Source organism: Geothrix fuzhouensis, from assembly GCF_024609325.1.
GTDB classification, from domain to species: Bacteria; Acidobacteriota; Holophagae; order Holophagales; family Holophagaceae; genus Geothrix; species Geothrix fuzhouensis.
Genome location: NZ_JANHMQ010000001.1, coordinates 174,680 through 200,644 on the forward strand (window position 1 = coordinate 174,680; position 25,965 = coordinate 200,644).

The window sequence follows — 25,965 nt, forward strand, 5'->3', positions numbered from 1 at the left end:
GCAGTTATGGGCATGACGGTCGTCGAGAAAATCTTGGCCCGCGCGGCGGGCTTGCCGTCCGTGAAAGTCGGGGATGTGGTGGAGCCCAAGGTGGACCTTGCCATGTCCCACGAGAACGCGGCGCTGGTCATCAACCAGTTCCAGGAGGTGTTCCAGGGTACCGGGCTCCCCGCGAAGGTGTGGGACCCGTCCCGGATCGCCATCATCTTCGACCATCGCGTACCGGCAGAATCTCCGAAGACCGCCACGAATCAGAAAAAGATCCGCGGTTTTGTAGCGGACCACGGCATCACAAAGTTCCACGACATTCGCGGCGATGTGGGCGGCATCTGCCACCAGATCCTGCCGGAATACGGCTACGTCCGGCCGGGCTACGTGGTGGTGGGGACCGACTCCCACACCACCAGTCATGGGGCCCTGGGCGCCTTCAGCTTCGGCATCGGCGCCACGGAAATGGCCTCAGTGTGGAGCCTGGGAATCGCCGTCAACATCGAAGTGCCGGCCACCATCAAGGTGGTGGTGAAGGGCGAGTTCCCGCCCTTCGTGGGGCCCAAGGATCTGATTCTCCATGTCATTGGCAAGCTGACCGCCCAGGGGGCCAACTACAAGGTGCTGGAGTTCCATGGCGAGACCATCCGGAAGATGAGCACCAGCGGCCGCATCGCCATCTGCAACATGAGCGTGGAAGCCGGCGCCACCTCGGGCATCGTTCCCGGTGATGCGGAGACCCTGCGCTACCTGCGGGAGGAGGCGGGCGTCACCGATCCTATCCCCTGCGTCACCCCCGATCTGGACGCGAGCTACGTACAGACCTTGGACATCGATGTGACCAGGTTGGTGCCACAGATCGCCTGCCCCCACATGGTGGACAACGTGAAGCCCATCGGTGAAGTTGTGGGTACGCGCATCCAGCAGATCGTCATCGGCAGCTGCACGAATGGGCGGTTGGACGATCTGGCCGCCGCCGCCGACATCCTGCGGGGCAAGAAGGTGGCCCAGGGCACGCGCATGCTGGTGTTCCCGGCCTCGAGCAAGATCTTCGCCCAGGCTCTGGACAAGGGCTATGTCCACGACCTGATGAAGGCCGGCGCCGTGGTGATGAACTCCGGCTGTGGGCCCTGTCTGGGCGTCCACGAAGGCGCCCTGGGTGATCACGAAAAGGCGCTCAGCACCACCAACCGCAACTTCAAGGGGCGCATGGGCAATCCCACGGGCGAGGTCTACCTCTGCAGCCCTGCGGTGGCCGCCGCCTCCGCCATCACCGGCGTCATCACCGATCCGAGAAAGGGCTGAGCCATGGCGAAAGTGATCATCAAACTCGAGAACGACATCAGCACCGACGACATCTATCCGGGCCGCTTCATGGCCACTGTGCTGCCCACCGAAACGCCCCAGTTCGCCTTCTTCGACCGCACGGAGTTCAACGCCCAGCTGAAGGCCAAGGCCTTTGCACCTGGTTCCATCATTGTGGGGGGCGAGAACTTCGGCTGTGGCTCCAGCCGCGAGCAGGCCTGCTCCACGCTCAAGGGTCACGACGTGGCGGTCATCGCCAAGAGCATCTCCCGGATCTTCCTCCAGAACAGCATCAACCTGGGCCTCCAGGTCGTGATCTGTCCGGGGCTCGAGGCCAGCGAGGGCGATGACCTGGAGATCACCGCGGATCAGGTGATCAACAAGACCACCCACAAGGTCTTTGACCAGGTGAAGCTGCCTGCCGCCCGCAAGGGCATCATGGACGCCGGAGGGCTCATCCCGTACACCCGGGCGAGGCTCATGGCGAAGGGCTGAGTTCCTAGGTTCAATCACAGGAACACAGAGGGCACAGAATTCAGCAGAGAACACCGAGAAGAAGTCTTTTCTCTGTGTTCTCTGCGGGTTTCTGAGTCCTCTGTGTTCCGCTTTTCTTATTCCGTGCTCTCGAGAGCGTCCTCAGGGCAGGGATGGTGGTGGCTCCGGATGGCGTGGACAGCCAGATCGTAATCAGGCTCCCGCGTCAGCTCGGGCACAAGCTCGGTGTGGATGACCGTCCCATTCTCATCCAGCGCTACGACGGCCCTGGCAAGAAGGCCACGCATGGGCCCATCGATGAGGGTGACGCCGAACTGGGCGCCGAACTCCGGATGTCGGAAGGTGGAGGCGGGAACGGCGCGCTCCAGGCTCTTGGAACCGCAGAAGAGATCCTGGGCGAAGGGCAGGTCCATGGACACGCACAGCAACACCGTGTCAGTCAGATCCGCCGTCAGGGCGTTGAATTTCCGCACGCTCTCCGCGCAGGTCGACGTGTCGAGGCTGGGGAAGATGCTCAGCAGCACCCGTTTTCCCTCCAGGTCCACGCTGGTCAGGTCGCGGAGATCCGTGCGGGTGAGGGTGAACACGGGGGTGGGGGAACCAACCGCGGGCAGCTCGCCGCAGGTGTGGATGGGATTCCCGTTCAGGGTGATCGTGGCCATGGTGACCTCCGGGCGGGCCCATCCTACTCCCGATCCGGGAAATGGGGGTGGCGCCATTCACGATCTGCGGATGATCTTTTTGGAGATCGCCCACGGAATCCCTCGTCTGGCCCCAACGCGCTGGCGGGATCTGGCTTAGGTATCTAGGCTTGTGGCATGGGTCCCGCGGGGATGAAATGGCGCTGGTACTGGGGCATCTGGGCTCTCCTGGGGCTCTACATGGCCACCTGGGACCTGGCCCTGTACCCTTCGGCCCCGGCCCTCCGGATGCTGGTGCTGAACCTCCTCCAGAATGGAACTTGGGCCGTGTTGGGCCTCTTCCTGATCTGGCTGGCGGAATGTCGCCCCATTGAATCCTTCGCCTGGTCCCAATGGCGGATCTGGGGTCTTCACCTCCTGGCCAGCGTCGTCGTCGCGGCCTTGGGACTCTTCCTGGCCTACCTGATCTCCCTCGCGGTGGCGGCCGGCTGGGAGAAGCCGATGGATCCGGCTCGGCTCTGGATGGGCCTGCCACGGTTCTATCGGACGTATTTCCACATGAATCTGCTCTTCATGTGGGCCGTGGTGGCGGCCTTCCATGGCATGCGGATCTATCGGAAGTACAAGGCCCGCGAGGTGCAGGCCGCCCAGCTGGAGGCCCGGTTCGCCGAGGCCCAGAACCTGGCCCTGCGCATGCAGCTCCAGCCGCACTTCCTCTTCAATACGCTCAACTCCATCTCCGCGCTCGTCCACTCCAACCCGGAGGGTGCGGATGACATGATCAGCCGACTGGGGGACTTCCTCCGGATGACCCTGGACGCTTCACCCGATCAGATGGTGCCCCTGCGGAAGGAACTGGCTTTCATCCGGGCCTATCTCGCGATTGAGCAGGTGCGCTTCCAAAGCCGCTTGCGAGTGGAACTGGATGTGCCCTCAGGCCTGCAGGACTACCTGCGGGTGCCCAGCTTCATCCTCCAGCCCCTGGTGGAAAACGCACTGAAGCACGGCCTGGCCGACCGCACCCAAGGCGGAACCCTGCGTCTGCGGGCCTCCCGGGATTCGGAGTACCTCACCTTGGAGGTGCAAGACGACGGGGAAGGCTACCAGCCGGGCCCTGAAGGGGTGGGTCTCGGGAACGTCCGGGCCCGCCTGGGGCTGATCTACAAGGGGAACTACCAACTAGATATCATGGGCATTCCCGGCCGGGGCACCCTGGTGGTGCTTCGGTTGCCTCTGGACGACATTGGTGGGGAGGGATCGTGAACCTCCGTGCCCTGGTGGTGGATGATGAGGCGCTGGCCCGCCAGCGGGTCCGCCATCTGCTTCGCCGGTCCACGGATATCGAGGTGGTGGGGGAGTGTGCCAATGGCCTGGAAGCGGTGCAGGCCATCGAGGAGCTCGCGCCGGAACTGGTCTTCCTGGATATCCAGATGCCCGAGTTGGACGGCTTCGGCGTGGTGGAAGCGGTGGGGACGGATCGCATGCCGGTGACACTCTTTGTCACGGCCTACGACCAGCACGCCCTTCGTGCCTTCGAGGTCCACGCCGTGGACTATCTGCTCAAGCCCTTCTCGCCCGAACGGTTCCATCAGGCGTTGGAACGAGCGCGCCGCTGGTGCCAGCACACTTTGGCCGAGCCGAGGCCGGACCTGGAAGCCCTGATGGTCAGCCTGAACAAGGACCGACCTTGGGTGGACCGCCTCCTGGTGCGGCAGGGGGACCGGCATGTCCTGGTGAAGACGGAGTCTCTCCAGTGGATCGAGGCCGAGGACAACTATGTCCGCCTGCACGTCGAGGGCACCTCCCACCTGCTCCGTCAGACCATGGCCGGTCTGCTTGCGCGATTGGACCCCGCCCGGTTTCGGCGCATCCACCGCTCGGCCATCGTGAACCTCGACTGCATCCGCGAATTCCAATCCTGGACCGGCGGGGACCAGCTGGTGATCATGCGTGACGGTACCAAGCTGACCCTGAGCCGAACCTACCGGGAGCAATTCGGGGAGTGGTTTTGATGCAGAAAGGCCCGGCGGGGCCGGGCCTTTCTGGGTGGCGGGACGGGTCATTCCGATGGGAGAACCGCGATGGTGGCCATGCCTTTCTCACGGAGCACCAGCGTGGACTTCTGGGCCAGTTCGCGGTTGGGCAGGATCACGTCCACGGTGCCGATGAGACGGTCCGTGACAAGCAGTTCACCCCGGGTGCCGTCGCCGAGGCTGAACACCGCCCCCTGCTTGAGCGCCACGGGGGTGGTTCCGATGGCCGGGACGCCCCTTTGCCCAAGCTGGGAGATGGCCAAGGTGGCGCCGAAGGATCCGTCGCGGAACATGCGATCACCCGGCAGCAGCACCAGGTAGTCGGCCTTGCGGTTGGCGATGAGGTGGGCGGCGGGGACCGCCTGCTCGACGCGCCGGGTATCAGCCACGGTGATGAAGGCGCCCTCTCCCGCGGCCTTGGCCAGCGCCATCACTTCGTCCCGGCTCGCGTTGAAGTCGCAGATCACGCCGAGGTGCAGCTTCGCCGGCCAGGTGGTCTGGGTGGCCTTCATCAACGGCTGGAAGTCTTCGGCGTGAAGGGCCAGGCCAGCGAAGGCCGTCACAGCCACAAAGAGGGACGTCGAAATTCGGTTCATGTTGCCTCCGGCGGGAAGGCCGTCGGGGGGTGCCACCGGCGGCAGATAGAAGGAGAGCCCGGTGCGGCGATCCGGCGGGCGGGTGAATGCCCAACAACATGCGCAGGGGCCCCGGATCAGGCCACAGATCTGGGGTGAAGTGGCCTGAGACTGGGTGAAGGGGGTCATTGAGGGGGCAGGCCGGGGGAATCGAGGGACCCAGAATCCCCGGCGAACGGAGTACGGGCGGCCTGGGCGATACTGGGAGGCGGAGGCACCCATGAAGATCCTGCTCCTCGGCGCTGGTGGCCGGGAACATGCCCTGGCCCTGAAGCTCAAGGCCTCGCCCACTCCCGTGGGGCTGGTGTCGGCACCGGGCAGCGACGCCCTGGCGGAGCTGGGGACCTGCGTGGCGCTCGATCTGGAGGCTCCTTCAGCTGTGGCCGCCTGGTGCGCCATGAACCGTCCGGATCTGCTGGTGGCTGGGCCTGAGGTGCCCCTGGTGGCTGGCGTCGCCGATGCGGTGCGGGCCCTGGGCATCCCCGTGTTTGGTCATGACGCCGCCACGGCGCGGCTGGAGGGCAGCAAGGCGGTGGCCAAGGCCTTCATGGAACGGCACGGCATCCCCTGCGCCGCGAGCCACACCGTGACGGATCTCGCCGAAGGAGAAGGGCTTATCCACACCTGGCCCCACGGCTATCCCATCGTCCTCAAGGCCGATGGCCTGGCCGCAGGCAAGGGCGTCGTGCTGGCTGAGAGCGAAGAAGACGCTCTGGCTACATTCCGGGCTTTCCTGGCCGGCCAGTTCGGGGAAGCGAGCAAGACGGTGGTGTTCGAGGAACCCTTGATCGGCATGGAACTGTCGCTGCATGTCCTGGTGGACGTGGACGCTCAACATGCCGCCTTCGCGATCCTGCCTGCCTGTCAGGACCACAAGCGCATCTTCGAGGGGGACCGGGGCCCCAACACGGGGGGCATGGGTGCTTTCGGCCCCATCCCGTTCCTGCGTCCTGAGGACATCCAGAGGATGAGAACCGAGCTGGTGGAGCCCACCGTTCAGGGTCTCCAGAAGGACGGTCTCGTGGCGCGGGGGGTGCTGTTCCTTGGCGTCATGTGGACCGCGGCAGGACCCAAGTTGCTGGAGTACAACGTTCGCTTCGGGGATCCGGAAACCCAGGTGCTCATGCAGCTGCTGGACGAGGATCTGGTGGCCCTGTTGCTGGAGGTCGCCCAAGGCCGGCTGGTTTCCCGCGAACTGAAGCTCAAGCCCCACACGGCCATCACCGTGGTGCTGGCCGCCGAAGGCTACCCCGACGGGGCGAAGAAGGGCGTGCCCATCCAGATCGGGGCCCCGGAAGTCACCCTCATCCACGCGGGCACCCGCAAGCAGGACGGACGCTGGCTCACGAATGGGGGCCGTGTGATGAACCTGGCCACCTCGGCACCGGACCTCGCCATGGCTCGGGCGGCCATCGAGGCCGCCTTGGCCCAGGTCCAGTGGCCCGGCATGCAAGTCCGGCACGACATCGGCCTCAAGGCTCTGAACCACGCCAAGGCGGGTAAGACCGTTCAGGATCCGTGGTGACTACCTGTGATTGCGTAGGAACCAAGTTGCCAGAGTCAGTACCGCCAGCACGAGGGTGAGCGCACCGGCAGCCCGGTGGACACGGGGGAGGCCGGAGCGCTCACTGCGACCCTCCCGCCAAGCCAGCGCAGCGCGGCCCAGGAGCATGGTTGAGCCGGCAGCGACCAGGACTGCCAGCCACAAGGCAAGGTGCAGCGGCCCCAGCCCTCGGGGGTGGAGGATGACCCGCAGGCCGATCACGGTGAAGGTGGCCATCATGAGATGGCCATGGAGCCGGTACTCCCCCCGCCGGACGGCGCGCAGGGCGAAGCCCAGGAGAATGGCGGCGGGGATGAGCAGCAGGTCCAGCATCCGGGCCAGACTACCTCAGGTGGATCAGAGGGGAAGGGGCTCCTGGCGCTTCTCGCCCTCCCAGCGGTAGAAACCAGCGCCGGATTTTCGGCCCAAGCGACCGGCGGCCACCAGTTGGCGCAACACCGAGGGGGCCTTGAAGCGGGGTTCGCCAAAGGCTTCGAAGAGCACTTCGGCCACGCTCTGCATGGTGTCCAGACCGATGAAATCGCTGAGGTGCAGGGGGCCCATGGGGTGGCCGCAGCCCAGTTTCATGGCGGTGTCGATGTCCTCGATCGTCGCCAACTTCTGTTCGGCGCAGCGCAGGGCGTCCAGAAGATAGGGCACCAGGAGCCGGTTCACCACGAAGCCGGGGGCATCCGGCGCCAGCACGGCCGTCTTGCCAAGCCGCTGGACGAAGGCCTTCAGGGCCTCCAGCGTGTCCGCGTCCGTGGCGAGGGTGCGGACGATCTCAACGAGAGGCATGGCGGGCACAGGGTTGAAGAAGTGCAGGCCCGCCAGCCGGGGCAGGCGGCCCGGTGACAGCACGGGGCTGAGGTGGGCGACCGTGAGGCTGGAGGTGTTGGTGCAGAGCAGGGCGCCTGCGGCCATGACCTTGTCCAGTTCGGCGAAGGTCTCGAGCTTGAGCTCCATGCGCTCCGGGACGGCCTCGATGACCAGATCGCAGGTGGCCATGGCGGCGAAGCTGACGGTGCCGTGGAGCCGGCTGCTGAAGGCAGTCTTCTGGTCTTCGGTGATCTTGCCCTTGCCCACGGCCCGCTCCCAGGTGCCCTGGATCCGGCCCAGGCCCTTGGCGAGGAGGGACTCGTCCGCCTCCTTCACCCAGACTTCGCAGCCCGCCTCCGCGGCGCACTGTGCGATGCCCGAGCCCATGAGTCCGCAACCGACGATGCCGATGCGCTGGATGTCCATAACGAGCCCCCTGTTGGAATGGTGATGGCCTGGTCCCCATTCTCTGCTGGTTACACACCGGGCGGGAGGATGACCTGCGGTAGGCTTCTTTCGCTATGATCGGCCAGTACCCGGGGGGTGCCCATGACCGGCCTGCTCAAGGATCTTCTCGGCCATCAGGCCTGGGCCGACGCGATGTTCTTCCACGCCTGGGGCAAGTCGGCCTGTCGGGAGGACCCCGAGTTGCAGACCCGGACTGGCCATCTGGTGGATGTGCAGGAGGCGTTCCTAGGCATTCTCAAGGGTGAAGCAGGAGTGCCGGAGGCTCGTCCCATTCAGGATTTTGAGACGTTGAAAAGGCGCTGCCGGGCCAACCACGAGGCCTTCGGTGCCCTGGGCCGCGGTCTCGACGCGGCCGCCCTGGCGCGCATCGTGCGGGTGCCCTGGTTCCCGGACCCGCCCTGCCTGGTGTCCGTGGCGGAGGCACTGGCCCAGGTCTGCCTGCATACCCAGCACCACCGCGCCCAGAACATGACGCGCCTCAAGGCCCTGGGCGGCGTGCCGAAGAATGTGGACTACATCATCTGGCTCTGGAAACAGAAGCCGGAGGGCCACTGGGAACTTTGAGAAAGGGGACAGTTGGTGACCACTTCGGGAAACCCTATGGCGACTGAGCCTGATCCCCTGCGCTTCATGCGGCGCGCCATCGAGCTCTCCAGCCTTCACATGGCGGAAAATGGAGGCGGCCCGTTTGGTGCGGTGATCGTGAAGGACGGCGAGATCCTGGGCGAGGGGTGGAATCGCGTAACCTCCAGCCACGACCCCACGGCTCACGCAGAAGTGGTGGCCATCCGCCAGGCTTGCGGGAAGCTGAACACTTTCGAGCTGAGGGGATGCGAGATCTACACGAGCTGCGAACCCTGTCCCATGTGCCTGGCGGCCATCTACTGGGCGAGGCTGGATCGGATCTGGTACGCCAATGGCCGGGCGGACGCCGCGGCCATCCAGTTCGATGACGCATGGCTCTATCACGAAGTGGCATTGCCCCCCGGTGAACGAAGCCTGCCCGCTACCCAGCTGCTGCGCGAGGAAGCCCTGGCCGTCTTCCGCGCCTGGGACGCCAAGCCGGACAAGATTCCCTATTGATAGCCGAAGCTAAATTTCCAGATAGGTGTGGAGCTTCCGCTCTTCGGTGAGCAGAGCCCGCAGGGCTTCGGCGGCATCACTCTTGGGGCTGGTCTTCCGCTTGGTCTGGGGGCCCTGGATCAGCACGTCCGGATCGTAGTGGACACTGCGGAGCACGTGGTCAACGGTATCGCCCTTGACCAGGTGCTGCACCTTGAAGGTGTCGTCTTCGTGGACCACGATGTGGGCTTCGTTGGGCGCGCCGAAGAGGTTGTGCCGCATGCCAAGGATGTCCTGGTAGGCGCCGGTGAGGAAGAAGGCCACGTAGTAGGACTCGCCGCCGCGGGGCTCATGGAAGGGGAGCTCGTCCCTCACATCCTTCAGGTCGATGAATTTTTCCATCTTCCCGTCGCTGTCGCAGGTGATGTCGCAGAGGGTGGCGGACAGCGCGGGCTTCTCCTTCAGCCGATGGATGGGCATGACGGGGAAGAGCTGCTCGATGGCCCAGTGGTCGGGCATGGACTGGAAGATGCTGAAGTTGGCGATGAGCTTGTCCGCCAGACTCTTGTTGAGGTCCTGGAACTCCTCGGGAATGTACTTCAGGCTCTTGCTGGTGAGGATGCGGGACAGCTTGCGGCAGACCTCCCAGAACAGCGTCTCGCCCTTGCTGCGGTCCTCCAGGCCCAGGTAGCCCAGATTGAAGAGGGTGAGCAGCTCGTCCTTCTGGGTGATGGCGTCGTGGTACATCTCGGCGAAGTTCTTCACGGAGATGTTGTCTCGGGTGTAGGCCAGCTCCTTGAGGATCTGGGGCTCGTTGCCCGTGAGCGTGACGGAGTACTTGGTATGGGTCGTGTCGATGAGGCCGATGATGTCGACTACCACCACCTCGTGATAGGCCACGATGGCGCGGCCCGATTCGCTGAGCAGGTCCGGCATGGGCACCTGCTCCTGGGTGCAGATGTCCTTGGTGGTGTAGACCACGTCCGCCGCATATTCGGCGATGGTGTAGTTCATGGAACTGCTGAAGGTGGTCTTGCTGCCGTCGTAGTCCACGCCGAGGCCGCCGCCCACGTTGAGGTAGCGGATGGGCAGGCCCATCTTGCGGAGCTTGGCGTAGATACGGGTGGCTTCCTTCATGGCCGACTTGATCTTGCGGATGTCCGTGATCTGGCTGCCGATATGGAAGTGCAACTCGATGACGCTATCCAGCAGGTCGCGCTTCTCCAGCACCTCGATGGCGTCCAGGATCTCGCGAGTGGTGAGGCCGAACTTCGCGTGGTCGCCCGCGCTGGTCTCCCACTTTCCGCTGCCCTGGGCGTTGAGCTTGGCCCGCAGTCCGATGAGCGGCTCGACCTTCAGCTCCTTGGCCACCTTCAGGATCAAAGGCAGCTCGGTCATCTTCTCGACCGTGATGACCACCTTGCGCCCGGCCTTGCGGGCCAGCAGCGCCATGCGGATGAAGGATTCGTCCTTGTACCCGTTGCACAGCACCAGGGCCTCGGGATGCAGATCCAGGCTCAGGGCGATCATCAGCTCGGGCTTGGAGCCTGCCTCCAGGCCGTAGTGGTATTTGTTGCCGGAGCGGACGATCTCTTCGACCACTTCCTTCGTCTGGTTGGTCTTCACCGGGTAGACGCCCTGGTAGCTGCCCTCGTACCCGAATTCGCTGATGGCGCGGCGGAAGGCCTCGTTGACCTCGACCACGCGGTGGTCCAGCACCTGGGGGAAACGCAGGTTCACCGGGGTGCGGATGCCCTTCTTCTTCAGATGCTGCACGATCTCGTAGACGTCGCAACTGAGGGACTCGTCCTTGGTGGGCGTGATCTCCAGATGGCCCTTGGCATTGATGCCGAAGTAGCCGTTCCCCCACTCTTTCACGCCGTAAAGGGTTGCGGCGTCCTGGACCGTCCAGTGCTTCATGGGCATCCGAGGTGCCTCCTCAAAACCGGGGCGGCCACCTTTGGCCGGAAGTTCGTTTATATGGAAAAAAGCCAAACAGTTCCAATGAAAAATCAAGAATCGAGGATTCGGGCCAGGGTAGCGCGCCAGTGGCGGTCCCTCACGCGCCTCAGGGCGGTGCGTCGGGTGAGCTTCCGCCACTGGGCTGCCCCCCGGGGTAGATCCTCCGCAGACCGGGTGTGGAGGGGGCTGGAGCCGCCCCAGAGGGCCGGATCACCCCAGAGCGGGGCCCGATTCCAGGGGCAGACCTCCTGGCAGGCGTCGCACCCCGCGGCCCAGCGGCTCTCCGCCAGGGCGGCAGCGACCTCGGGAGGGGGCTCGGCTTCGGTCTCGATGGTGTAGGTGGTCAGGCAGCGGGAGGGGTCGAGGCGGAAGGGGGTCAGGGCCCCTGAGGGACAGGCCTCCAGGCAGGCGGTGCAGGTCCCGCACTGTTGGGTTCCAAAGGGCTTGTCCGGCGGCAGTTCGAGGGAGAGCAGCAGCACCCCGAGAAAGCCCCAGGAGCCGCCCTTCCCGGCGATCAACAGCGTGTGCTTGCCCTGCCAGCCCAGGCCTGCGCGGACCGCCAGCTGGCGCTCCAGCAGCGGCGCCGTGTCCACGCAGACCCGGCCCTCCAGGCCAGGCCACCAGGCCTGGGCCGCCTCCAGCAAACGGGCCAGTCGGGGCTTGAGGAGCATGTGGTAGTCCGGCCCCCACAGGTACCGGCTGAGTTTCAGGCTGCCAGGCGCGCTGCCGGGCACCGCCTCGGGCCGCCCGTAGGGAAAGAAGCCCACCAGAGCCGTGCGGGCCTGAGGCCAGAGGGCCCGGGGATCCAGGAGCGTCGCAGGATCCAGGTAGGGGAGCAGGGTGCCTCGTCCCTCCTGGAACCAGGTCCGGAGCTGATCCTCCTCTGCCTGGAAAGGATCGCAGCCCGAGAACCCGACCCGGGCGAATCCGGCGGCAAGGGCCTCGGATCGAAGCCAGGCCTTGAACGGCAGTGGATCGGGGTGCTCGGCTGGCACGTGAACGCCACCTCCCAGGACCATCCTCACCTCCTGGGCCGGTTGCTGTCACGGGCTTCTGGGCGCAGGACGGCATGGTCATTCAGGAAATGGGGGTAGGCTGGATGCGGAGCCGAACGTCTGCCATGAACCTGCCCAACATCCTGTCGCTCGCACGGATCCTCATGGTCCCGGTTCTGGTCGTGGTCCTCATGACCAAGGTGACGAACCACGAGGTGATCGGCGTACTGGTGTTCTGGGCAGCCTCCATCACGGATGCCCTGGATGGCTATTTCGCTCGGCGCTGGAAACAGGTGACCACCCTTGGCAAGCTGCTGGACCCGCTGGCCGACAAACTGCTGGTGTCCGGGGCCCTGATCTCCCTGGTGGAGTTGAACCTCGCGCCGGCCTGGATGACCTTCATCATCCTGGCCCGGGAATTCGCGGTCACCGGGTTGCGTGGCATCGCCAGCGAGGAGGGTCACACCATTCCGGCCGGCACCATTGGCAAGTGGAAGATGGGCTTCCAGGTGGCGGCCATCTCCTGCCTCATCCTTGGCCCCAGGCTCGACTACTGGCTGTACGAATGGACCCACAAGGACATCTTCCACTTCTTCATCCAGCTCAACCGGCCCTACAGCTTCTTCTGGGGCATGGGTGTGCTGCTGCTCTGGGGTGCGGTCATACTCGCCATCTGGAGTGCCATTTCCTATTTCCATGGCTTCTGGAAGGCGGTGGGGCCGAGCATCATGGCCGAGGACGGCCACCTAACCGGCCACAAGGACCCTGAATGATCCGCAAGTATCTCCTCGCCGGCCTGTTTACCTTGTTGCCCCTGGTGGTGACGCTCTGGATCCTGAGGGGCATCTTCACGGCCCTCGTGGGCATCTTCAGGGAACCGCTGACTTTCCTGGCCCACCTGGCGCACGTGCCGGATCCCCCGACCTGGGCGCTGGCCCTGTTCTCCGCCCTGGCTACCGTGCTGCTGCTGCTGGTGGTGGGCGCCTTGATGGGCAACTTCATCGGCCTCCAGCTCTTGTCCTGGATGGACGATCTGATGATGTCGCTGCCGGTGGTGAAGACTGTCTACGGTGCCACCCGGCAGCTCATGGGGGCCATCCAGTCGGGCCAGGGCGGGAGCTTCAAGGAGGTGGTGGTCGTGGAGTGGCCCCATCCCGGCTCCTACACCCTGGGCTTCGTGGCCAGCCGGGACTGTTCCTGGGCCATCCCGGGCGGGCAGGGCATGCTCGCCGTCTACATTCCGACCGCCCCCAATCCAACCTCAGGCTACGTGATCATGATCGAGGCCTCGAAGGTGAAGCCGGCGGACCTCAGCGCCGACCAGGCCCTGACTTGGGCCATCAGTGGTGGCGTGGTGGTACCGCCCCGAACGGGGACCGGTTCGTTCCGAATGCCGGAAAGACCATGAGCGCCCTGCAGGGCCGCCGCATCCTTGTCACGGGTGCTGGCAGCGGCATCGGTCGGGCCGCAGCCAGGCTCTTCAGGGATCGCGGCGCGGAGCTGATCCTGGCGGGACGGCATCTCGCCACGCTGCAGGAGACCCTGCCGGATGCGATCCATGTGGTCCTGGATCACTCGGATGACGCCGCGGTGGCGACCTTTGCCAGGGAGTGCCCGGAGTTGGACGGGATGTTCCTGAACGCCGGGAGCCTCGTGTTGGGTTCGGTGGCCTCAACTCCGATGGCCGACTTCGACGCCGCGATCGCTGCGAATCTGCGGGGTCCCTGGCTCATGGCTCACCACCTGGGTGGCCGGTTGAAGGATGGCGGCAGTGTCGTGCTGGTGGGTTCCAACATCGGCCTCCGGGCCATTCCGGAAAGTGCGGCCTACAGCGTGGCCAAGGCCGGTGTCCACATGCTGGCGAAGGTGCTGGCCCTGGAATGGGCGCCCCGGCGGATCCGCTGCAACGCCATCGCACCCGGGCCCGTGCGGACGGCCATGGTGGACACTCGCTTGGCCGCCAGCGCGGATCCCGAGGGTGACCTAGCCGAACTGTCGGCCGTGAATCCACTCAAGCGTCTGGGCGCCGAAATCGAAGTGGCCACTCTGGCGGCGTACCTGCTCGGCAGTGAGAGCGGGTGGACGACGGGGACCGTGATTCCGATCGATGGTGGCGCCGACGCCGTCTACTAGGCCGCCGTTTACTCGACGAAATCCAGATCCCGCCCGTGCGTCTCCGGGAGACCCCACAGGGCACCGAAGGCCAGGGCGAAGCAGACGACCCCCACGATCCAGGCGGACCGCACCAGGCCCATGGATGGCCTGAAGAAGAGGAAGCTGCCCGTGATGAGGGGGACGGCCCCACGGACGAAATTCGGCACGGTGGTGGCAACGGTGGCCCGGAGGTTGGTGCCGAACTGCTCGGCGGCCACCGTCACGAAGACAGCCCAGTAGCCCGTGGCCAGGCCCAGATAGCCCGCCAACAGGTAGAACACGCCTGGTGTCAGTCCCCGGGTCGTCAGGTAGACCGCGACCCCCGCCAAAGCCCCAGCGGAGAACCATCCGACCACCTTCTTCCGGGTCTGCAGGGCCTGACTGAGAAAGCCACTCAGCACACTGCCGAGGGTGATTCCCGTGTAGCAGAAGGCGACGGCTGTGCCGGCCTTCACCGGCCCCGTGACCTTCAGCACCGGGGCGAACTCCGGCGAGAACGTGATGAGGATGCCCACCACGTACCAGGTCGGGAGGCCGATGAGGATACACCGGACATAGCGCCCCAGGCGGCCCCAGTCCGTGAAGAGGCTGAGGAAGTCGCCCCGGGTCACCGTGGCTTCGTGGGTCTTCGCAAACATGAAACTTTCCCGGAGGCCCACCCGCAGGAACAGCAGGGCCACGCCGAGCGCACCGCCCACTGCGTAGGTGACACGCCACGGGAAGAAGTCACCCACCAGCTTGGCCGTCACGGCCCCGAAGATCCCCACGGCGGCGACAATGGCCGTGCCGTAGCCGCGCAGATCCTTCGGCAGGATCTCGGACACCATGGTGACCGCCGCACCCAATTCGCCTGCCAACCCAAGGCCCGCCAGGAAGCGCCAGGCCGCATAGGCGGGAACGGACTGGACGAAGGCGTTGGCGATGTTCGCCACGGAGTAGAGGGCGATGCTGCCAAACAAGGTGGAGAGGCGACCCTTCTTGTCACCCAGGATGCCCCAGAAGATTCCGCCCAGCAGCATACCCGCCATCTGCCAGTTCAGCAGATGGGCTCCGACATCGATCTGCATGCTGGCAGGAACGCCCAGGGCCGTGAGGCTGGGCTGGCGCACGATGGGGAAGAGCAGCAGATCGAACATGTCGACGAAGTAGCCGAGGGCCGCCACGAAGACAGTGAGATTCAGGACGGTGCGAAGGCGTGTCTGGGTCATGGGGGTCATTGAACCATACGAAAGCTTGTGAGATCCCGGCACACTGATAGCGAGGTGCTCATGTCGGATCCTGCCTGGCCCGCGCCACCCCAAGGGCCCTGCGCCCTTCCTGCCACCGTGGATGCCGAGGTGGCCATCCTCGGCGCGGGCATCCATGGCGCGGCCCTGGCGCGAGAGCTGACCCTGCGGGGCGTGACTTGCGCCCTGGTGGACCGGGGCGAGGTGGGTGGCGGCACCAGCCAGTGGTCCAGCCAGCTCCTGCACGGCGGCATACGCTACATGCTCACGGGCGACATCCGCCAGATGCGGGAGGGCCTTGTGGAACGCGCGACCTGGGCCCGCATCGCGCCTCGCCGGTGCCACTGGGAGGCCTTCTGGATGCCCCACCGGTCCTGGCCCGAGGGTCTGGCGCACCGCGTGGGCATCGGTCTCTACGACTTCTGGGGCTCCGAGCGCCCCAACTGGCCCGCGGAGCTGAGTCTCGGCCACGTGCCGAAGGAAGCCTTCCTGGGCGATCCGCGGGGCGTCCTTGGCCCCTTTCGCGGCGCCACGGCCTACGCCGACCTTATGACCTGGGACCGCGACCTGACGAAGGACCTGGCGGCCTCCAGCGAGGCGATCCTCCTGGATTTCCACGAGGCGGAAGCCTTCGAGGTGGACGGTGGCGGCCTGCGGTCCCTGCGCCTGCAGGACCGAAGGGACGGGTCGGTGCGTCAGCTCACAGCGCGCCGCTGGGTCTTCGCCCTCGGACCCTGGACCGATGGCGCCATGTCCCAATGGTTCGACGAGTCCCGGAAGCGCTTGCGACTATCGGCCGGCATCCACCTCTGGTTCGATCCAGTGCCCGGGTGCGAGCGGCCCTGGGCCATCCGGCGGCCCAAGGGGCGCATCCTCTTCGTGATCCCGCGGGACGGCATGCTCCAGGTGGGCACCACCGAGCGGGAGGTGGGAGACGGCTGGGTGCCCATCCTCGAAGGTGAACGGGAGGAACTCTTGGGCGCCCTGGAGGCCAATCAGCCCAGCCTCCCCTGGCGGGAGATGCCCGTGCGTGCCGAAGAATTGGGTGTACGGCCCCTGGTGGCCGCCAGCGGTGCCACCACCCACCTGAGCCGCGAGGCGGTGCTGGAGCGGCACACTCGCTTCACAAACTTGACCCTGGTGCTCGGCGGCAAGCTCACCACCGCTCGCGCCCTCATGGATCGGCTCGCCACAGACCTCACCGGCCTGCGTTGCGAAGCCTCCACCACCGCGCCCCTGCGCCTTTGGGATGGACAGCACGCGGAGATCCGGTAGAATCATTCCTTCAGTGCGGTCCCGTAGCTCAGCTGGATAGAGCATCAGACTACGAATCTGAGGGTCGGGCGTTCGAATCGCTCCGGGACCACCACTCAAACCCCCTGAAGCCTAGCGCTGACGGGGGTTTTGCTTGTTCAGGCGGGTTGTCGAAGAGCCACCACTTCGCCTCATGGGTGAGGTTTCAGGGTCGTGCAGGTGCAATAGAGGTGCAACTGATTTGGCTCGGGAAATCCTTGTACCACAAGAACCCTGGCCAAGGCCCCGGGAGGGGAAGTGCTAGCACCCGGCCCTACCCACACAGAGCTCAGGCGCTCACAGGTTTGATCCGGTCCCCGATGGTTGGCGGGAACCGCGAAACCAGTCGAAAGTCCTGATCCCCGCTCGCCCCTGCCAGGAGCTGAGGCCGGAAACAAACGGGGATCGGGTATTCAGGAAGGCGTCAAACCTGCGTCGGCCCCGGAGCAAGTGCGCCGGGGCCGGAGGGGGAAGCATCAAGGCAGCGGGAGCACCACGCGGAAGCCCGCGTATTCATTGGCCGGGTCCGGAGGATTGGTATTCAGGGGATAGGGCCCACGTCGCTTGGACTGGCCATTGCCCGCGGGACCATACCAGGACCCGCCCTTGTAGGAGTGCTGGATGTTCGGCGTGGCATCCAGCCAGGCACTGCCATCAATCGGGAGCGGGGGGATGCCTGCTCCAGTGACGGAATAATCGGTGTGCCAATCATCCCGGCAGAGCTCCCACACGTTGCCGATCATGTCGTACAAGCCCCAGGCGTTGGGGAGTTTCTGGGCTACCGGCTGAGTAGTCAGGTTGCTGTTGTCGGCGTACCACATGTACTGTTGGACGAGCAGGATGACGGCCGGATCTCCGCCACCCGGATCATAGGAGCCGAAATAGTAATTATTGTTCAAGGGATCCGGGACGTTCAACACGGTGGATCCACTCCCTGCCCGGCAGGCGTATTCGTACTCGGCTTCCGTGGGCAGGCGGAAGGAACTGCCCGCAAGCGGGCCTGTCAGAACCGACGCCGAGGCCGAGTTCAACATGTCCAGGAAGCCGGTGCTGGTGGTGGTGATGGCGTTGAAGTCCACTGTATCCACAGGTCGAGTCAGCTCGTTCGGATCCGGGAATCCATTGAAGGTTGTGAAATGCGCGGGGTTGTTATTCATGATGGCCACCCACTGGGCCTGGGTGCAGGGCACCTTCGCGATGTAGAACGCCTTGCCCAAGGTCACGCCGTGCGAAGGCTGTGTCCAGGGATCTGACCCAATAACAGACTCCGTTTCGCCCATGGTGAAGTTGCCCGCCGGGACCAGGACGAGGTCGATCGAGGTGCTGACACCGGAAGAGGTCGAGGTGCCAGGCACCGTCACGGTCAGGTACGGGGCGGGATAATCCACGGCCACGGTGGCGGTGTTGGTGCCAGCGAGGGCAAGGGTCTGGGTCAGCGAAAGCACGGCGGGGTAGCGCTGTAGGTTGGCGGGTCCCAAGGTACCAGGAGTGCCGGTGCCATCCACGCCCCGCCCCTGGCCGGGTTGGCTCGGGTCCGTGACGGTAGCGGGGGTGATGGTATAGTCGCCATCCGCCAGGCCCGAGAGAGTCTGCGTGGCAGCGGTAAGCACCGCGCTGGTATAGCCGCCGGGTCCAGTGACAACCACGTTGCCCGGCAGGTTGCCCAGACCCGTGATGTTCACGGTGAGGGTGTTGCCCACGGTCACGGTGGCGGTGGCTGTGGCCGTTGCGGGAGTGGTCGCCGTGTTGGTCACGGTCAAGGTGAAGGTGGTCGTGGCCGTCAGATTGCCCGTGGTCTTGGCAACTGCGGTAGTCACGGCACCGACGCCTTGGTCAACAGAGCCCGTTCCGCCGGTGAATGCCCCGGTCAGGGTCGTGCTGGTGCCCGAAGGGATGGACGAGTCCGCGGCCGTGAAGCTGGTTATCACGGGCGGGTCCACCACATTCACGGTCACCTGCGCTGTAGCGGGGGTACTCACGCCATTGGTCACGGTCAGGGTATAGGTCGTGGTGACTGTCGGGCTCACATTCTTTGTTCCGAGGCTTGTTACGGAGCCAACCCCCTGGTCGATGGAGCCCGTGCCTCCACTGAAGGTGAACGACAGGGTGGTGCTAAAGCCATTGGTGATGGTGATGGTGCTGAGGCCGCCACTAGCGGTGAAGTCGGTGATGGCAGGCGCGGCCACGATGGTGCTGGTGGCTGTTCCCGCAGTGGAGGCTGTGCCGGCCGCGTTGGTGACGATGCAGGACGAGATGGTGCTGCCTGAGGCTCCCGCTGTGAACGTGATGCTGGTCGTGGTGGCACCGGCCGTGATGGTGCCATTCGTGATGGTCCAGGCATAGGTGCTACCCGCCTGAGCCGGGACCGACGCGGTGTAACCAGCCTGGCTGGCCGTCACATTGGCTGGGGCCGTGACCACCGGAGTCGTCGGTGCGGCCACGATGGCGCAGGTGGCGGTTCCGGCCGTGGAGGCTGTGCCGGCCGCATTGGTGACGATGCAGGACGGGGTGGTGTTGCCTGAAGCTCCCGCTGTGAACGTGATGCTGATCGTGGTGGCACCGGCCGTGATGGTTCCATTCGTGATGGTCCAGGCATAGGTGCTACCCGCCTGGGCCGGGACCGACGCGGTGTAACCCGCCTGGCTGGCAGTGACGCTGGCCGGGGCCGTGACCACCGGAGTCGTCGGCGGGGCCACGATGGCGCACGTGGCGGTTCCGGCGGTGGAGGCGGTGCCGGCCGCATTGGTGACGATGCAGGACGGGACGGTGCTGCCTGATGCGCCCGCCGTGAACGTGATGCTGGTGGTGGTGGCACCGGCCGTGATGCTTCCATTCGTGATGGTCCAGGCATAGGTGCTGCCCGCCTGAGCCGGGACCGACGCGGTGTAGCCCGCCTGGCTGGCAGTGACGCTGGCCGGGGCCGTGACCACCGGAGTCGTCGGCGGGGCCACGATGGCGCACGTGGCGGTTCCGGCGGTGGAGGCGGTGCCGGCCGCATTGGTGACGATGCAGGACGGGATGGCGCTGCCGGATGCGCCCGCGGTGAACGTGATGCTGGTCGTGGTCGCACCGGCCGTGATGCTTCCATTCGTGATGGTCCAGGCATAGGTGCTGCCCGCCTGAGCCGGGACCGACGCGGTGTAGCCCGCCTTATTGGCAGTCACGCTGGCCGGGGCCGTGACCACCGGAGTCGTCGGCGCGGCCACCACGGTCGCGGTCACCGGCAAGGTGACGGCGGTGCCCGTTGCGTTGGTCACGGTCAGGGTGAAAATCGTTGTGGTCGCCAAATTGCCCGTGGGCACGGCAACACCGCTGGCCACGGCGCCGATGCCGTGGTCCACAGTGCCCGTTCCGCCCGTGAACACTGCCGTCAATGTCGTGCCGGTTCCCGTGGTCACGGGACTCTTGGCCGCGACAAAGCTGGTGATGACAGGAGCCGCGATCACAGTGAGCGTGGCCCCACTGCTGTTCAGCGTCCCAGCGGCGTTGGTCAAGGCACAACGATACTGGGTACCGGTGTCGCTCAAGGAGGTGGCGGCTGTGGTGTAGCTGGCGCTCGTGGCGCCCGTGCCGCCGGACACGTTCGCCCAGGTGGTTCCGTTCGTGCTGGATTGCCATTGATAGGTAGCGACCGGGCTGGCATCCGGCACCACGGTGAAGGTGGCCGTAGCACCGGCCGTCACACTCGCGTTGGCAGGCTGGGTGGTGATGGCGAGCCACCGTACGGTCAGTGTGGCCGCTGTGCTGGTGGCATCCGGGCTAACGGTGTTGGTGGCCACGGCGCGAAACTGGGCGCCATTGTCCGCCTTGACCGTGGCGGCGGTGGTATAGGTCGCGCTGATGGCACCGGGGATCGCTGTCCAGGTGGTGCCACCGTCGCTGCTGCGCTGCCAGGTGAAGGTGGGCGCAGGTGTGCCGCTGGCCGCGGCGGTGAAGGTGGCTGTGCTGCCCGCGTTCACGGTCTGGCTCACGGGCTGGGTGGTGATCAGGGGAGCCGTATTTGGGTTGGTAGTTCCGCCACCACCTCCGCCTCCACCTCCGCAGGCCATGGTCAGGATGAGTGCCGCCTGGGCTAGAAACAGCCCCGCGGAACGCCAGGAGAAGGGGGATGACTCCCTCTTAGTGGATAGTGGTGGCCTCTGCGCTGCCATATTCATGACTGTCTCCAGGCTTGTGGAATACAGTGAGTTCAGGATGGGTCATCGTCAAGGAATGTTAATGAAATTAATAAGTTATCGATAGTGTAAACAATTTATACATTTAAGTTTTTTTCATGTAGTTGTACCCAAAATTACCTCAAATTAATAATTGAGCCTTAGCCGTAGAACCTGAATCAACAACTATTGAGATTGATATTCAGGACCATGAATGGCTGCACCTAAGAGAAGTTCGTGGGTCTTTGCAAGACTTCCTGACCGAAGTTCCATATGGATCCAGCGAGAAATCCCGTGCCCCGCTCGGGTTTGATAGGAATGGGGGTGCTTGGATTCTGACTACAGGACGGGGTTGAGGCGGAGAAGGTCGAAGGCCTATTGCTGGAGGGGACTGGGCGTCGGGAAGAGGGTGTTCGCGACCTTGTTACTGAGGTCGTCATTCCCGCTCAAAATGGCGATCTGACCGAGGAACTACAGATTTTTCTTCACGCAAACTTTGCGTGGAACGCCTGAACATGTCCGGGTAAGAGGGCTTGTGAGGGCAGAATCCTGTCTTTCCAAACGGCCACCCAAGGTCGCGGCATCCAAAAAAAGAGCAGCCCCTGGTGGCCAGGAGCTGCTCTTTGCCGCGCTGCGTGCGGTGGATCAGAACGCGACCACAAGGGCGGCCACGACGGTGTTGCCGCCCTGTTCTCCGGTCTCGGTTCCAGATGGCTTGAGGAAATTCTTGCTGCGGGCGATGTAGTTCAGCTTGACGTTGGCGGCCTTCGCCTTTTCTGGAACCCAGGCGTAGGTGTAGCCCACCGTCATCTCGGTGTATTTGGGGGTGTAATCGACGGGGGCGCCGTTGGCCAGGAGCGCGACGCCGGGCGCGCTCTCGGTGTAGGGGTTGTAGGCGGTGTACCACTGGTCACCGCTATTGAAGTTCATGAAGTCGTAGCGGGCCATGACGCTGTGGTGGCCGACGGTGTAGCCACCGGTGACGTAGTAGCTCGTGAACTTCTGGTCCAGATGCTCACGTTTCACCGTGGGCGCGCTGGCGGCAAGGGTGGGGAAGCGGCGGCCGAGCAGGCCTGTCATGTATTCCGCGGTGAGCGTCCAGGTGCCGTCCTGATAGGTGTAGAACGCGCCAAGATTGGTGGTCTTGTCCTTGTGGTCGTAGATGGCCGTCTGGGTGGGCCAGACACCGCCGGGGTTCGCGGCGATGGCCCTGGATGGATTGGCCTTGTCGGCCACGTCGGTGGAGCCCTGGAGGGTGTAGACGGCGAACTTGTGGAACTTGGCGGCACCGAACTCAAGCCGGAACACGAAGTCCTTCTGGGCATTGGTGTCGTTGGTCTTGCCCGAAGTGGCGTCGTTCATGCCGTTGAACACGGCGAGGGTGGCCTTGCCCCCGAATGCCTTGGGGTCGCCAAAGGCGTAGCCGAGGGCCAGCCCGCGGTCCCGCTTGTCACCGAACATCCGACCCAGCTGGCTACGCTCGGCGAACAGCAGCTCGGTGGAGCTCATCACGCCTTCGTAGGTCTGGAGGTTCTTGAACTGGCCGACCTTCACGTCGAACCCGGCACCCGCCTTCCAGACGATGAAGGCGTCCTGCAGGATGATGGGGTTCGAAGTTCCCACCGAAATGGAGGGGTCGAACATGACTTCGTAATCCACGTCCTGGGCCACGTTCCCGTAGAGTTTGATCTCCGACCGACGGATGGAGAAGGTGTTCTCCTTGAACTCGCTGCGGAGGTTGTAGTACCCACCCGGAGCAGCACTGTTGTACCTGAGGTTGCTGTCCAGCATCTGGGTGTACCAGAGCTGGATGTCGCCGCCGATCTTCACCGTCTGGGCGGCGGCGGGCAGGGCCACGAGAGCGAGAACGGCCAAGCCGAAATGGTGGATGCGCTGCATGGAATCTCCTAGAGGGCCGACAGGCCGATGGGAGAAAGGTTCCCGACTTCCTGTGACATGGCCGCGAAGACCGTGGTCCGGTCCTGTGCCAGAGGGGTGAATTCATGCCAGAGCAGTTTGATCCCGGTTTTCTACACGAGGCTGGCGCTTATAAGGGTCTTGATTTCACCAGCCAGGTCACGATTCTTCACAAGAACTAATCTGAGTTGGTCCCACCTTGCGCAGATGTCGCGTCTACCTGCCCAGCCAGTGGCAGGCGAGGTGTTGCCACACCTTTGTGTCCATCGTCACAACCATCGGAACTTTTAGACCATTTTCAATAGACGTAAGGAGTCCCCCCGTTTAGCTTGAATCCGTTCGATCCAACTCCAGATCCCGAGCGTTCGATGTCCCAGACATCTGGTGGTCAGACCTGAATCCACTGCTCCTTCCTTCCGGCCTCTCAATCACTCAATCCCTCCCAACCCTCCCTCACTAGGAGCCCAAATGCATAGGAAATACATCACGCTGGTTGCCGCCGCGCTTGTCGCTGGCACTGCCTTCGCACAGTCCGGCCCAACGGTTTACGGCGTCGCCGACTTGTCCGTCGAATCCGTCTCGGCCACCGGTGCCACCGCTGGTGCGGTGGGGAATGACATCCCCAGCCGTATCCGGCTGAACGCCAACAGTTCCCTGCTCGGCGTCAAGGGCAAGTACGACGTGGGCAACGGCAATGCTGTCATCTACCAGTTCGAAACCTATATCGACCTGGGGAACAACGAATATGCCGGCATCAACGCTCCGGCCACGAGTGCCACCGGATCGACCATCACGACTGCCGGCCTGAATGGCAGCAGCACCAGCATGTTTGGGGGCCGCCGGGATACCTTCCTGGGCATGACGGGTGACTGGGGCACCCTGAAGGCAGGCTACATGACCACGGGCTTCCGTGGCGCGACCGCCAAGGCTGATCTGGCACCCGGCTCCACGGGCGTCACGGCCAGCTATGAGGTGTTCGGCTACGCCGGGGCGGGGAAGAACTGGTTCCAGCGCTACCCCTCGATCATGTACACGACGCCGACCTTCAGCGGCTTCTCTGCGGCCGTCACCTACATTCCGAACACCACCAAGGCGGTCGAAAATGGTCAGGTCGACCCCGGAGGCTGGGATGTCCTGGCCCGCTACGAAAACAAGCTCTTCCATGTCACTTTCGTTCACACCGATCTGAAGGACGTTACCTTCGGTGGCTTCGCTTCGGAGACCAACAAATCCGACGCGCTCTTTGCTGGTATCAGTTTCCCCACCGGCACCAGCGTCAGCGCGATGTACAACATGAGCAAGGCGACGCTCCTGCCCACCACCGTTGGCGCCACCAGCTTCGAAATGAAGCAGAATTCCTTCTATATCGGGGTCAAGCAGGTCGTGGGCCCGCATGAGTTCATGGTGAACTACCAGTCCGCCCCCAAGCACACGGGAACTAATCTCCCTGCCACTGGTGCTTATGCTGAAGCGGATTCCGGCGCGAGTTCCATCGCCGCCCGGTACGGTTACAACCTCTTCAAGAACACCCAGCTGTTCGTGCTCTACGCGGCCATCACCAACGAGGCTCAGTCGGCTATCAACTTCAACGTCGGTGCCATCGGCACTGCTGGCCAAGTCAAGGCCGGTGCGGATCCGAAGGCTTTCGGCGCAGGTCTCCGGTTCGTGTTCTAAATTCTTGCTTCTTCCCAAAAAAACGGGCGCTTTGCGCCCGTTTTTTTGTTCGACGAAAAGGCCCTCTGATTCTGGGGTTACCCATCAGGTGGTTACCGCTCAGTGGGTGCAGCTGTATCGAGTGATCCAGGTGGATCGAAGAGAGGTCCGTCCAGCCCTGGTTCTTTCCTCTAGGAGTGAAGTTAAGACTTCGAATTGGCAAGTGATTGGCATGCCCCTTGGGGAAGCCGAAAGCCTTGTGTGACAGGCGCCACAGATAATCGAGGCATGGGTGATATTTGGGGTTTGCCGGGTGATTTTCAAGACTCCAAAGCGTAGAATGATGGACACCATCCACCCCCAACTCTCTTGCACTGGAGCTGCCATGCGAAAGCACCTCTTGGCCCTGGGCGCCGTTCTCGCCCTCTCTCCGTGTCTCCTGGCGCAGAAGATCGGCGTCATCAATTCCATGAGCGGCCCCGAGGCCCCCATCGGGGAGCACATCACCAACGGCATCAAGCTCGCGGAAGAGGACCTCAAGAAGAAGGGCATCAATCTGCAGCTCGTCTGGGAGGACGACACGGGCAAGCCACAGATTTCCATGAGCGCCATGGAGAAGCTGGCCACCCGCGACAACGTCGTGGGCGTGGTGGGCCCCTACACCTCGGCCTGCTCCAATGCCGTGGCCAAGCTGGCGGAGAAGTACCGTGTGCCCCTGCTGATCCCTGCCGCGGCCAAGGAGGAGATCACGCGCCAGGGCCTCAAGTACGTCTTCCGCATGAATGCGCCCGCGGACAAGTATGCCTCCAGCCTCATTGACGCGGCGTCTTCCCTCGGCAAGCCGAAGACCATCGCCTTCATCTACGAAAACACCGATTTCGGCACCTCCACCACCAAGACCGCCAAGGAATATGTGGCCAAGAAGGGCATGCAGGTCGTCGCTGACGAACCCTATCCCAAGGGCGCGGCAGACTACCGCTCTACCCTTGCCAAAGTGAAATCGAAGAATCCCGATCTGGTGTTCATGGTGTCCTACGTGGCCGACGCCATCCTGCTCATGCGGCAGTCGAAGGAAGTGGGCCTGCAGCCTCAGGCCTTCCTGGGCGCCGGTGCGGGCTTCACCACCCCCGAGTTCGCGAAGGAAAGAGCGATCTCCGAAGACGTCATCTCCTGCACCCAGTGGACCGGTGATGTGAACTGGCCCGGCGCGAAGGAGTTCGAAGCCCGCTTCAAGGCCAAGTTTGGTAAGGAACCCACCTACCATGCCGCTTGTGCCTACGCGTCCATGATCATCATGGCCGAGACGGCCAAGAAGGCTGGTGACCGCGTCAAGACTCGGGATGCCCTGAAGGCCGGCAAATGGAACGGCGTCATGGGCGAGGTCCAGTTCGCCGACTACGAAGGGTTCACGAACCAGAACAACCACCAGATGCTGGTGCAGCAAATCATCAACGGAAACTACGAGACGGTGCTGCCCGCCAAGTTCGCCACCAAGAAGGCGGTCTTCCCCTTCCCGAAGTGGAAGTGAGGCCGAATTCTGCCGGGGGTCCCGCGCTGCTGCGCGCACACCCCCGTGTCCCAGTCCGGCTGAGCCGGACTGGGACTTTCCCTCCGGAGCCTTG

At 64.2% G+C, this 25,965-nt stretch carries 22 protein-coding genes and 1 tRNA gene; 14 read left to right on the plus strand and 9 right to left on the minus strand.

The window, feature by feature from the left end; genetic code table 11:
• The first annotated feature begins 6 nt into the window (after positions 1–6).
• Positions 7–1,293, plus strand: a complete 1,287-nt coding sequence (locus NOV74_RS00785) for a 3-isopropylmalate dehydratase large subunit (RefSeq protein ID WP_257308445.1) — start codon at positions 7–9, stop codon at positions 1,291–1,293.
• Positions 1,294–1,296: 3 nt separating this feature from the next.
• A complete protein-coding gene (locus NOV74_RS00790; RefSeq protein ID WP_257308447.1) occupies positions 1,297–1,788 on the plus strand; it encodes a 3-isopropylmalate dehydratase small subunit in 492 nt (163 codons plus the stop codon).
• Positions 1,789–1,904: 116 nt separating this feature from the next.
• On the opposite strand, the gene tpx is transcribed toward NOV74_RS00790, so the two are convergent.
• A complete protein-coding gene (tpx, locus tag NOV74_RS00795; RefSeq protein ID WP_257308449.1) occupies positions 1,905–2,450 on the minus strand; it encodes a thiol peroxidase in 546 nt (181 codons plus the stop codon).
• A gap of 171 nt (positions 2,451–2,621) precedes the next feature.
• On the opposite strand from tpx, the gene NOV74_RS00800 reads away from it, so the two are divergent.
• Both NOV74_RS00800 and NOV74_RS00805 read left to right on the plus strand, forming a co-directional pair.
• Complete coding sequence (locus NOV74_RS00800) at positions 2,622–3,692, plus strand: sensor histidine kinase (protein WP_257308450.1); 1,071 nt, start codon at positions 2,622–2,624, stop codon at positions 3,690–3,692.
• A complete protein-coding gene (locus NOV74_RS00805) occupies positions 3,689–4,441 on the plus strand; it encodes a LytR/AlgR family response regulator transcription factor (protein ID WP_371748399.1) in 753 nt (250 codons plus the stop codon). The genes NOV74_RS00800 and NOV74_RS00805 overlap by 4 nt, the downstream gene beginning before the upstream one ends.
• 47 nt (positions 4,442–4,488) lie before the next feature.
• On the opposite strand, the gene NOV74_RS00810 is transcribed toward NOV74_RS00805, so the two are convergent.
• On the minus strand, positions 4,489–5,058 hold the full coding sequence (locus NOV74_RS00810; RefSeq protein WP_257308453.1) for a hypothetical protein: 570 nt from the start codon (positions 5,056–5,058) through the stop codon (positions 4,489–4,491).
• Between the two features lie 259 nt (positions 5,059–5,317).
• On the opposite strand from NOV74_RS00810, the gene purD reads away from it, so the two are divergent.
• Positions 5,318–6,622, plus strand: a complete 1,305-nt coding sequence (gene purD / locus NOV74_RS00815; protein ID WP_257308455.1) for a phosphoribosylamine--glycine ligase — start codon at positions 5,318–5,320, stop codon at positions 6,620–6,622.
• Here the strand turns inward: purD and NOV74_RS00820 are convergent, their stop codons facing one another.
• A complete protein-coding gene (locus tag NOV74_RS00820; protein WP_257308456.1) occupies positions 6,623–6,973 on the minus strand; it encodes a hypothetical protein in 351 nt (116 codons plus the stop codon). It lies immediately after the preceding gene.
• A 24-nt stretch (positions 6,974–6,997) separates the two neighbouring features.
• Positions 6,998–7,885, minus strand: coding sequence for a 3-hydroxyacyl-CoA dehydrogenase family protein (locus NOV74_RS00825; protein ID WP_257308457.1), 888 nt, complete (start codon positions 7,883–7,885; stop codon positions 6,998–7,000).
• A 123-nt stretch (positions 7,886–8,008) separates the two neighbouring features.
• Here NOV74_RS00825 and NOV74_RS00830 point away from each other — a divergent pair, with 123 nt between their 5' ends.
• Together NOV74_RS00830 and NOV74_RS00835 are read left to right on the plus strand one after the other, a co-directional pair.
• A complete protein-coding gene (locus NOV74_RS00830; protein ID WP_257308458.1) occupies positions 8,009–8,491 on the plus strand; it encodes a DinB family protein in 483 nt (160 codons plus the stop codon).
• A 36-nt stretch (positions 8,492–8,527) separates the two neighbouring features.
• Positions 8,528–9,010: a nucleoside deaminase gene (locus tag NOV74_RS00835; RefSeq protein ID WP_257308460.1), complete on the plus strand. Its 483-nt coding sequence runs from the start codon at positions 8,528–8,530 to the stop codon at positions 9,008–9,010.
• A gap of 9 nt (positions 9,011–9,019) precedes the next feature.
• Here NOV74_RS00835 and speA read toward each other — a convergent pair whose 3' ends face one another.
• Positions 9,020–10,909, minus strand: coding sequence for a biosynthetic arginine decarboxylase (speA, locus tag NOV74_RS00840; RefSeq protein ID WP_257308462.1), 1,890 nt, complete (start codon positions 10,907–10,909; stop codon positions 9,020–9,022).
• Positions 10,910–11,001: 92 nt separating this feature from the next.
• On the minus strand, positions 11,002–11,970 hold the full coding sequence (queG, locus tag NOV74_RS00845; protein WP_257308464.1) for a tRNA epoxyqueuosine(34) reductase QueG: 969 nt from the start codon (positions 11,968–11,970) through the stop codon (positions 11,002–11,004).
• 101 nt (positions 11,971–12,071) lie between these two features.
• On the opposite strand from queG, the gene pgsA reads away from it, so the two are divergent.
• From pgsA to NOV74_RS00860, 3 genes are read left to right on the plus strand one after another with little or no spacing between them, the layout of a single operon-like run.
• Entirely contained in the window at positions 12,072–12,719 is a 648-nt protein-coding gene (gene pgsA, locus NOV74_RS00850; RefSeq protein WP_257308466.1) for a CDP-diacylglycerol--glycerol-3-phosphate 3-phosphatidyltransferase, read from the plus strand.
• Entirely contained in the window at positions 12,716–13,354 is a 639-nt protein-coding gene (locus NOV74_RS00855) for a DUF502 domain-containing protein (protein WP_257308468.1), read from the plus strand. The genes pgsA and NOV74_RS00855 overlap by 4 nt, the downstream gene beginning before the upstream one ends.
• Positions 13,351–14,079 carry an SDR family NAD(P)-dependent oxidoreductase gene (locus tag NOV74_RS00860; RefSeq protein WP_257308470.1) on the plus strand — a complete coding sequence of 243 codons (729 nt, stop codon included), beginning with the start codon at positions 13,351–13,353 and terminating at the stop codon, positions 14,077–14,079. The genes NOV74_RS00855 and NOV74_RS00860 overlap by 4 nt, the downstream gene beginning before the upstream one ends.
• An 8-nt stretch (positions 14,080–14,087) precedes the next feature.
• Here NOV74_RS00860 and NOV74_RS00865 read toward each other — a convergent pair whose 3' ends face one another.
• On the minus strand, positions 14,088–15,308 hold the full coding sequence (locus tag NOV74_RS00865; protein ID WP_257308472.1) for an MFS transporter: 1,221 nt from the start codon (positions 15,306–15,308) through the stop codon (positions 14,088–14,090).
• A gap of 60 nt (positions 15,309–15,368) precedes the next feature.
• Between NOV74_RS00865 and NOV74_RS00870 the strand changes: the two genes are divergently transcribed.
• Both NOV74_RS00870 and NOV74_RS00875 read left to right on the plus strand, forming a co-directional pair.
• Positions 15,369–16,601 (plus strand): FAD-dependent oxidoreductase, encoded by a 1,233-nt coding sequence (locus tag NOV74_RS00870; protein WP_257308475.1) that lies wholly within the window; start codon positions 15,369–15,371, stop codon positions 16,599–16,601.
• A 17-nt stretch (positions 16,602–16,618) separates the two neighbouring features.
• Positions 16,619–16,695, plus strand: a tRNA-Arg gene (locus tag NOV74_RS00875).
• Between the two features lie 400 nt (positions 16,696–17,095).
• Here NOV74_RS00875 and NOV74_RS00880 read toward each other — a convergent pair.
• Positions 17,096–20,590, minus strand: a complete 3,495-nt coding sequence (locus tag NOV74_RS00880) for an SUMF1/EgtB/PvdO family nonheme iron enzyme (protein ID WP_257308477.1) — start codon at positions 20,588–20,590, stop codon at positions 17,096–17,098.
• Between the two features lie 828 nt (positions 20,591–21,418).
• Entirely contained in the window at positions 21,419–22,672 is a 1,254-nt protein-coding gene (locus tag NOV74_RS00885; protein WP_257308479.1) for a porin, read from the minus strand.
• 486 nt (positions 22,673–23,158) lie between these two features.
• On the opposite strand from NOV74_RS00885, the gene NOV74_RS00890 reads away from it, so the two are divergent.
• Together NOV74_RS00890 and NOV74_RS00895 are read left to right on the plus strand one after the other, a co-directional pair.
• Positions 23,159–24,364, plus strand: coding sequence for a porin (locus NOV74_RS00890; protein WP_257308482.1), 1,206 nt, complete (start codon positions 23,159–23,161; stop codon positions 24,362–24,364).
• Positions 24,365–24,728: 364 nt separating this feature from the next.
• On the plus strand, positions 24,729–25,871 hold the full coding sequence (locus NOV74_RS00895; protein ID WP_257308483.1) for an ABC transporter substrate-binding protein: 1,143 nt from the start codon (positions 24,729–24,731) through the stop codon (positions 25,869–25,871).
• The last annotated feature ends 94 nt before the right edge of the window (positions 25,872–25,965 follow it).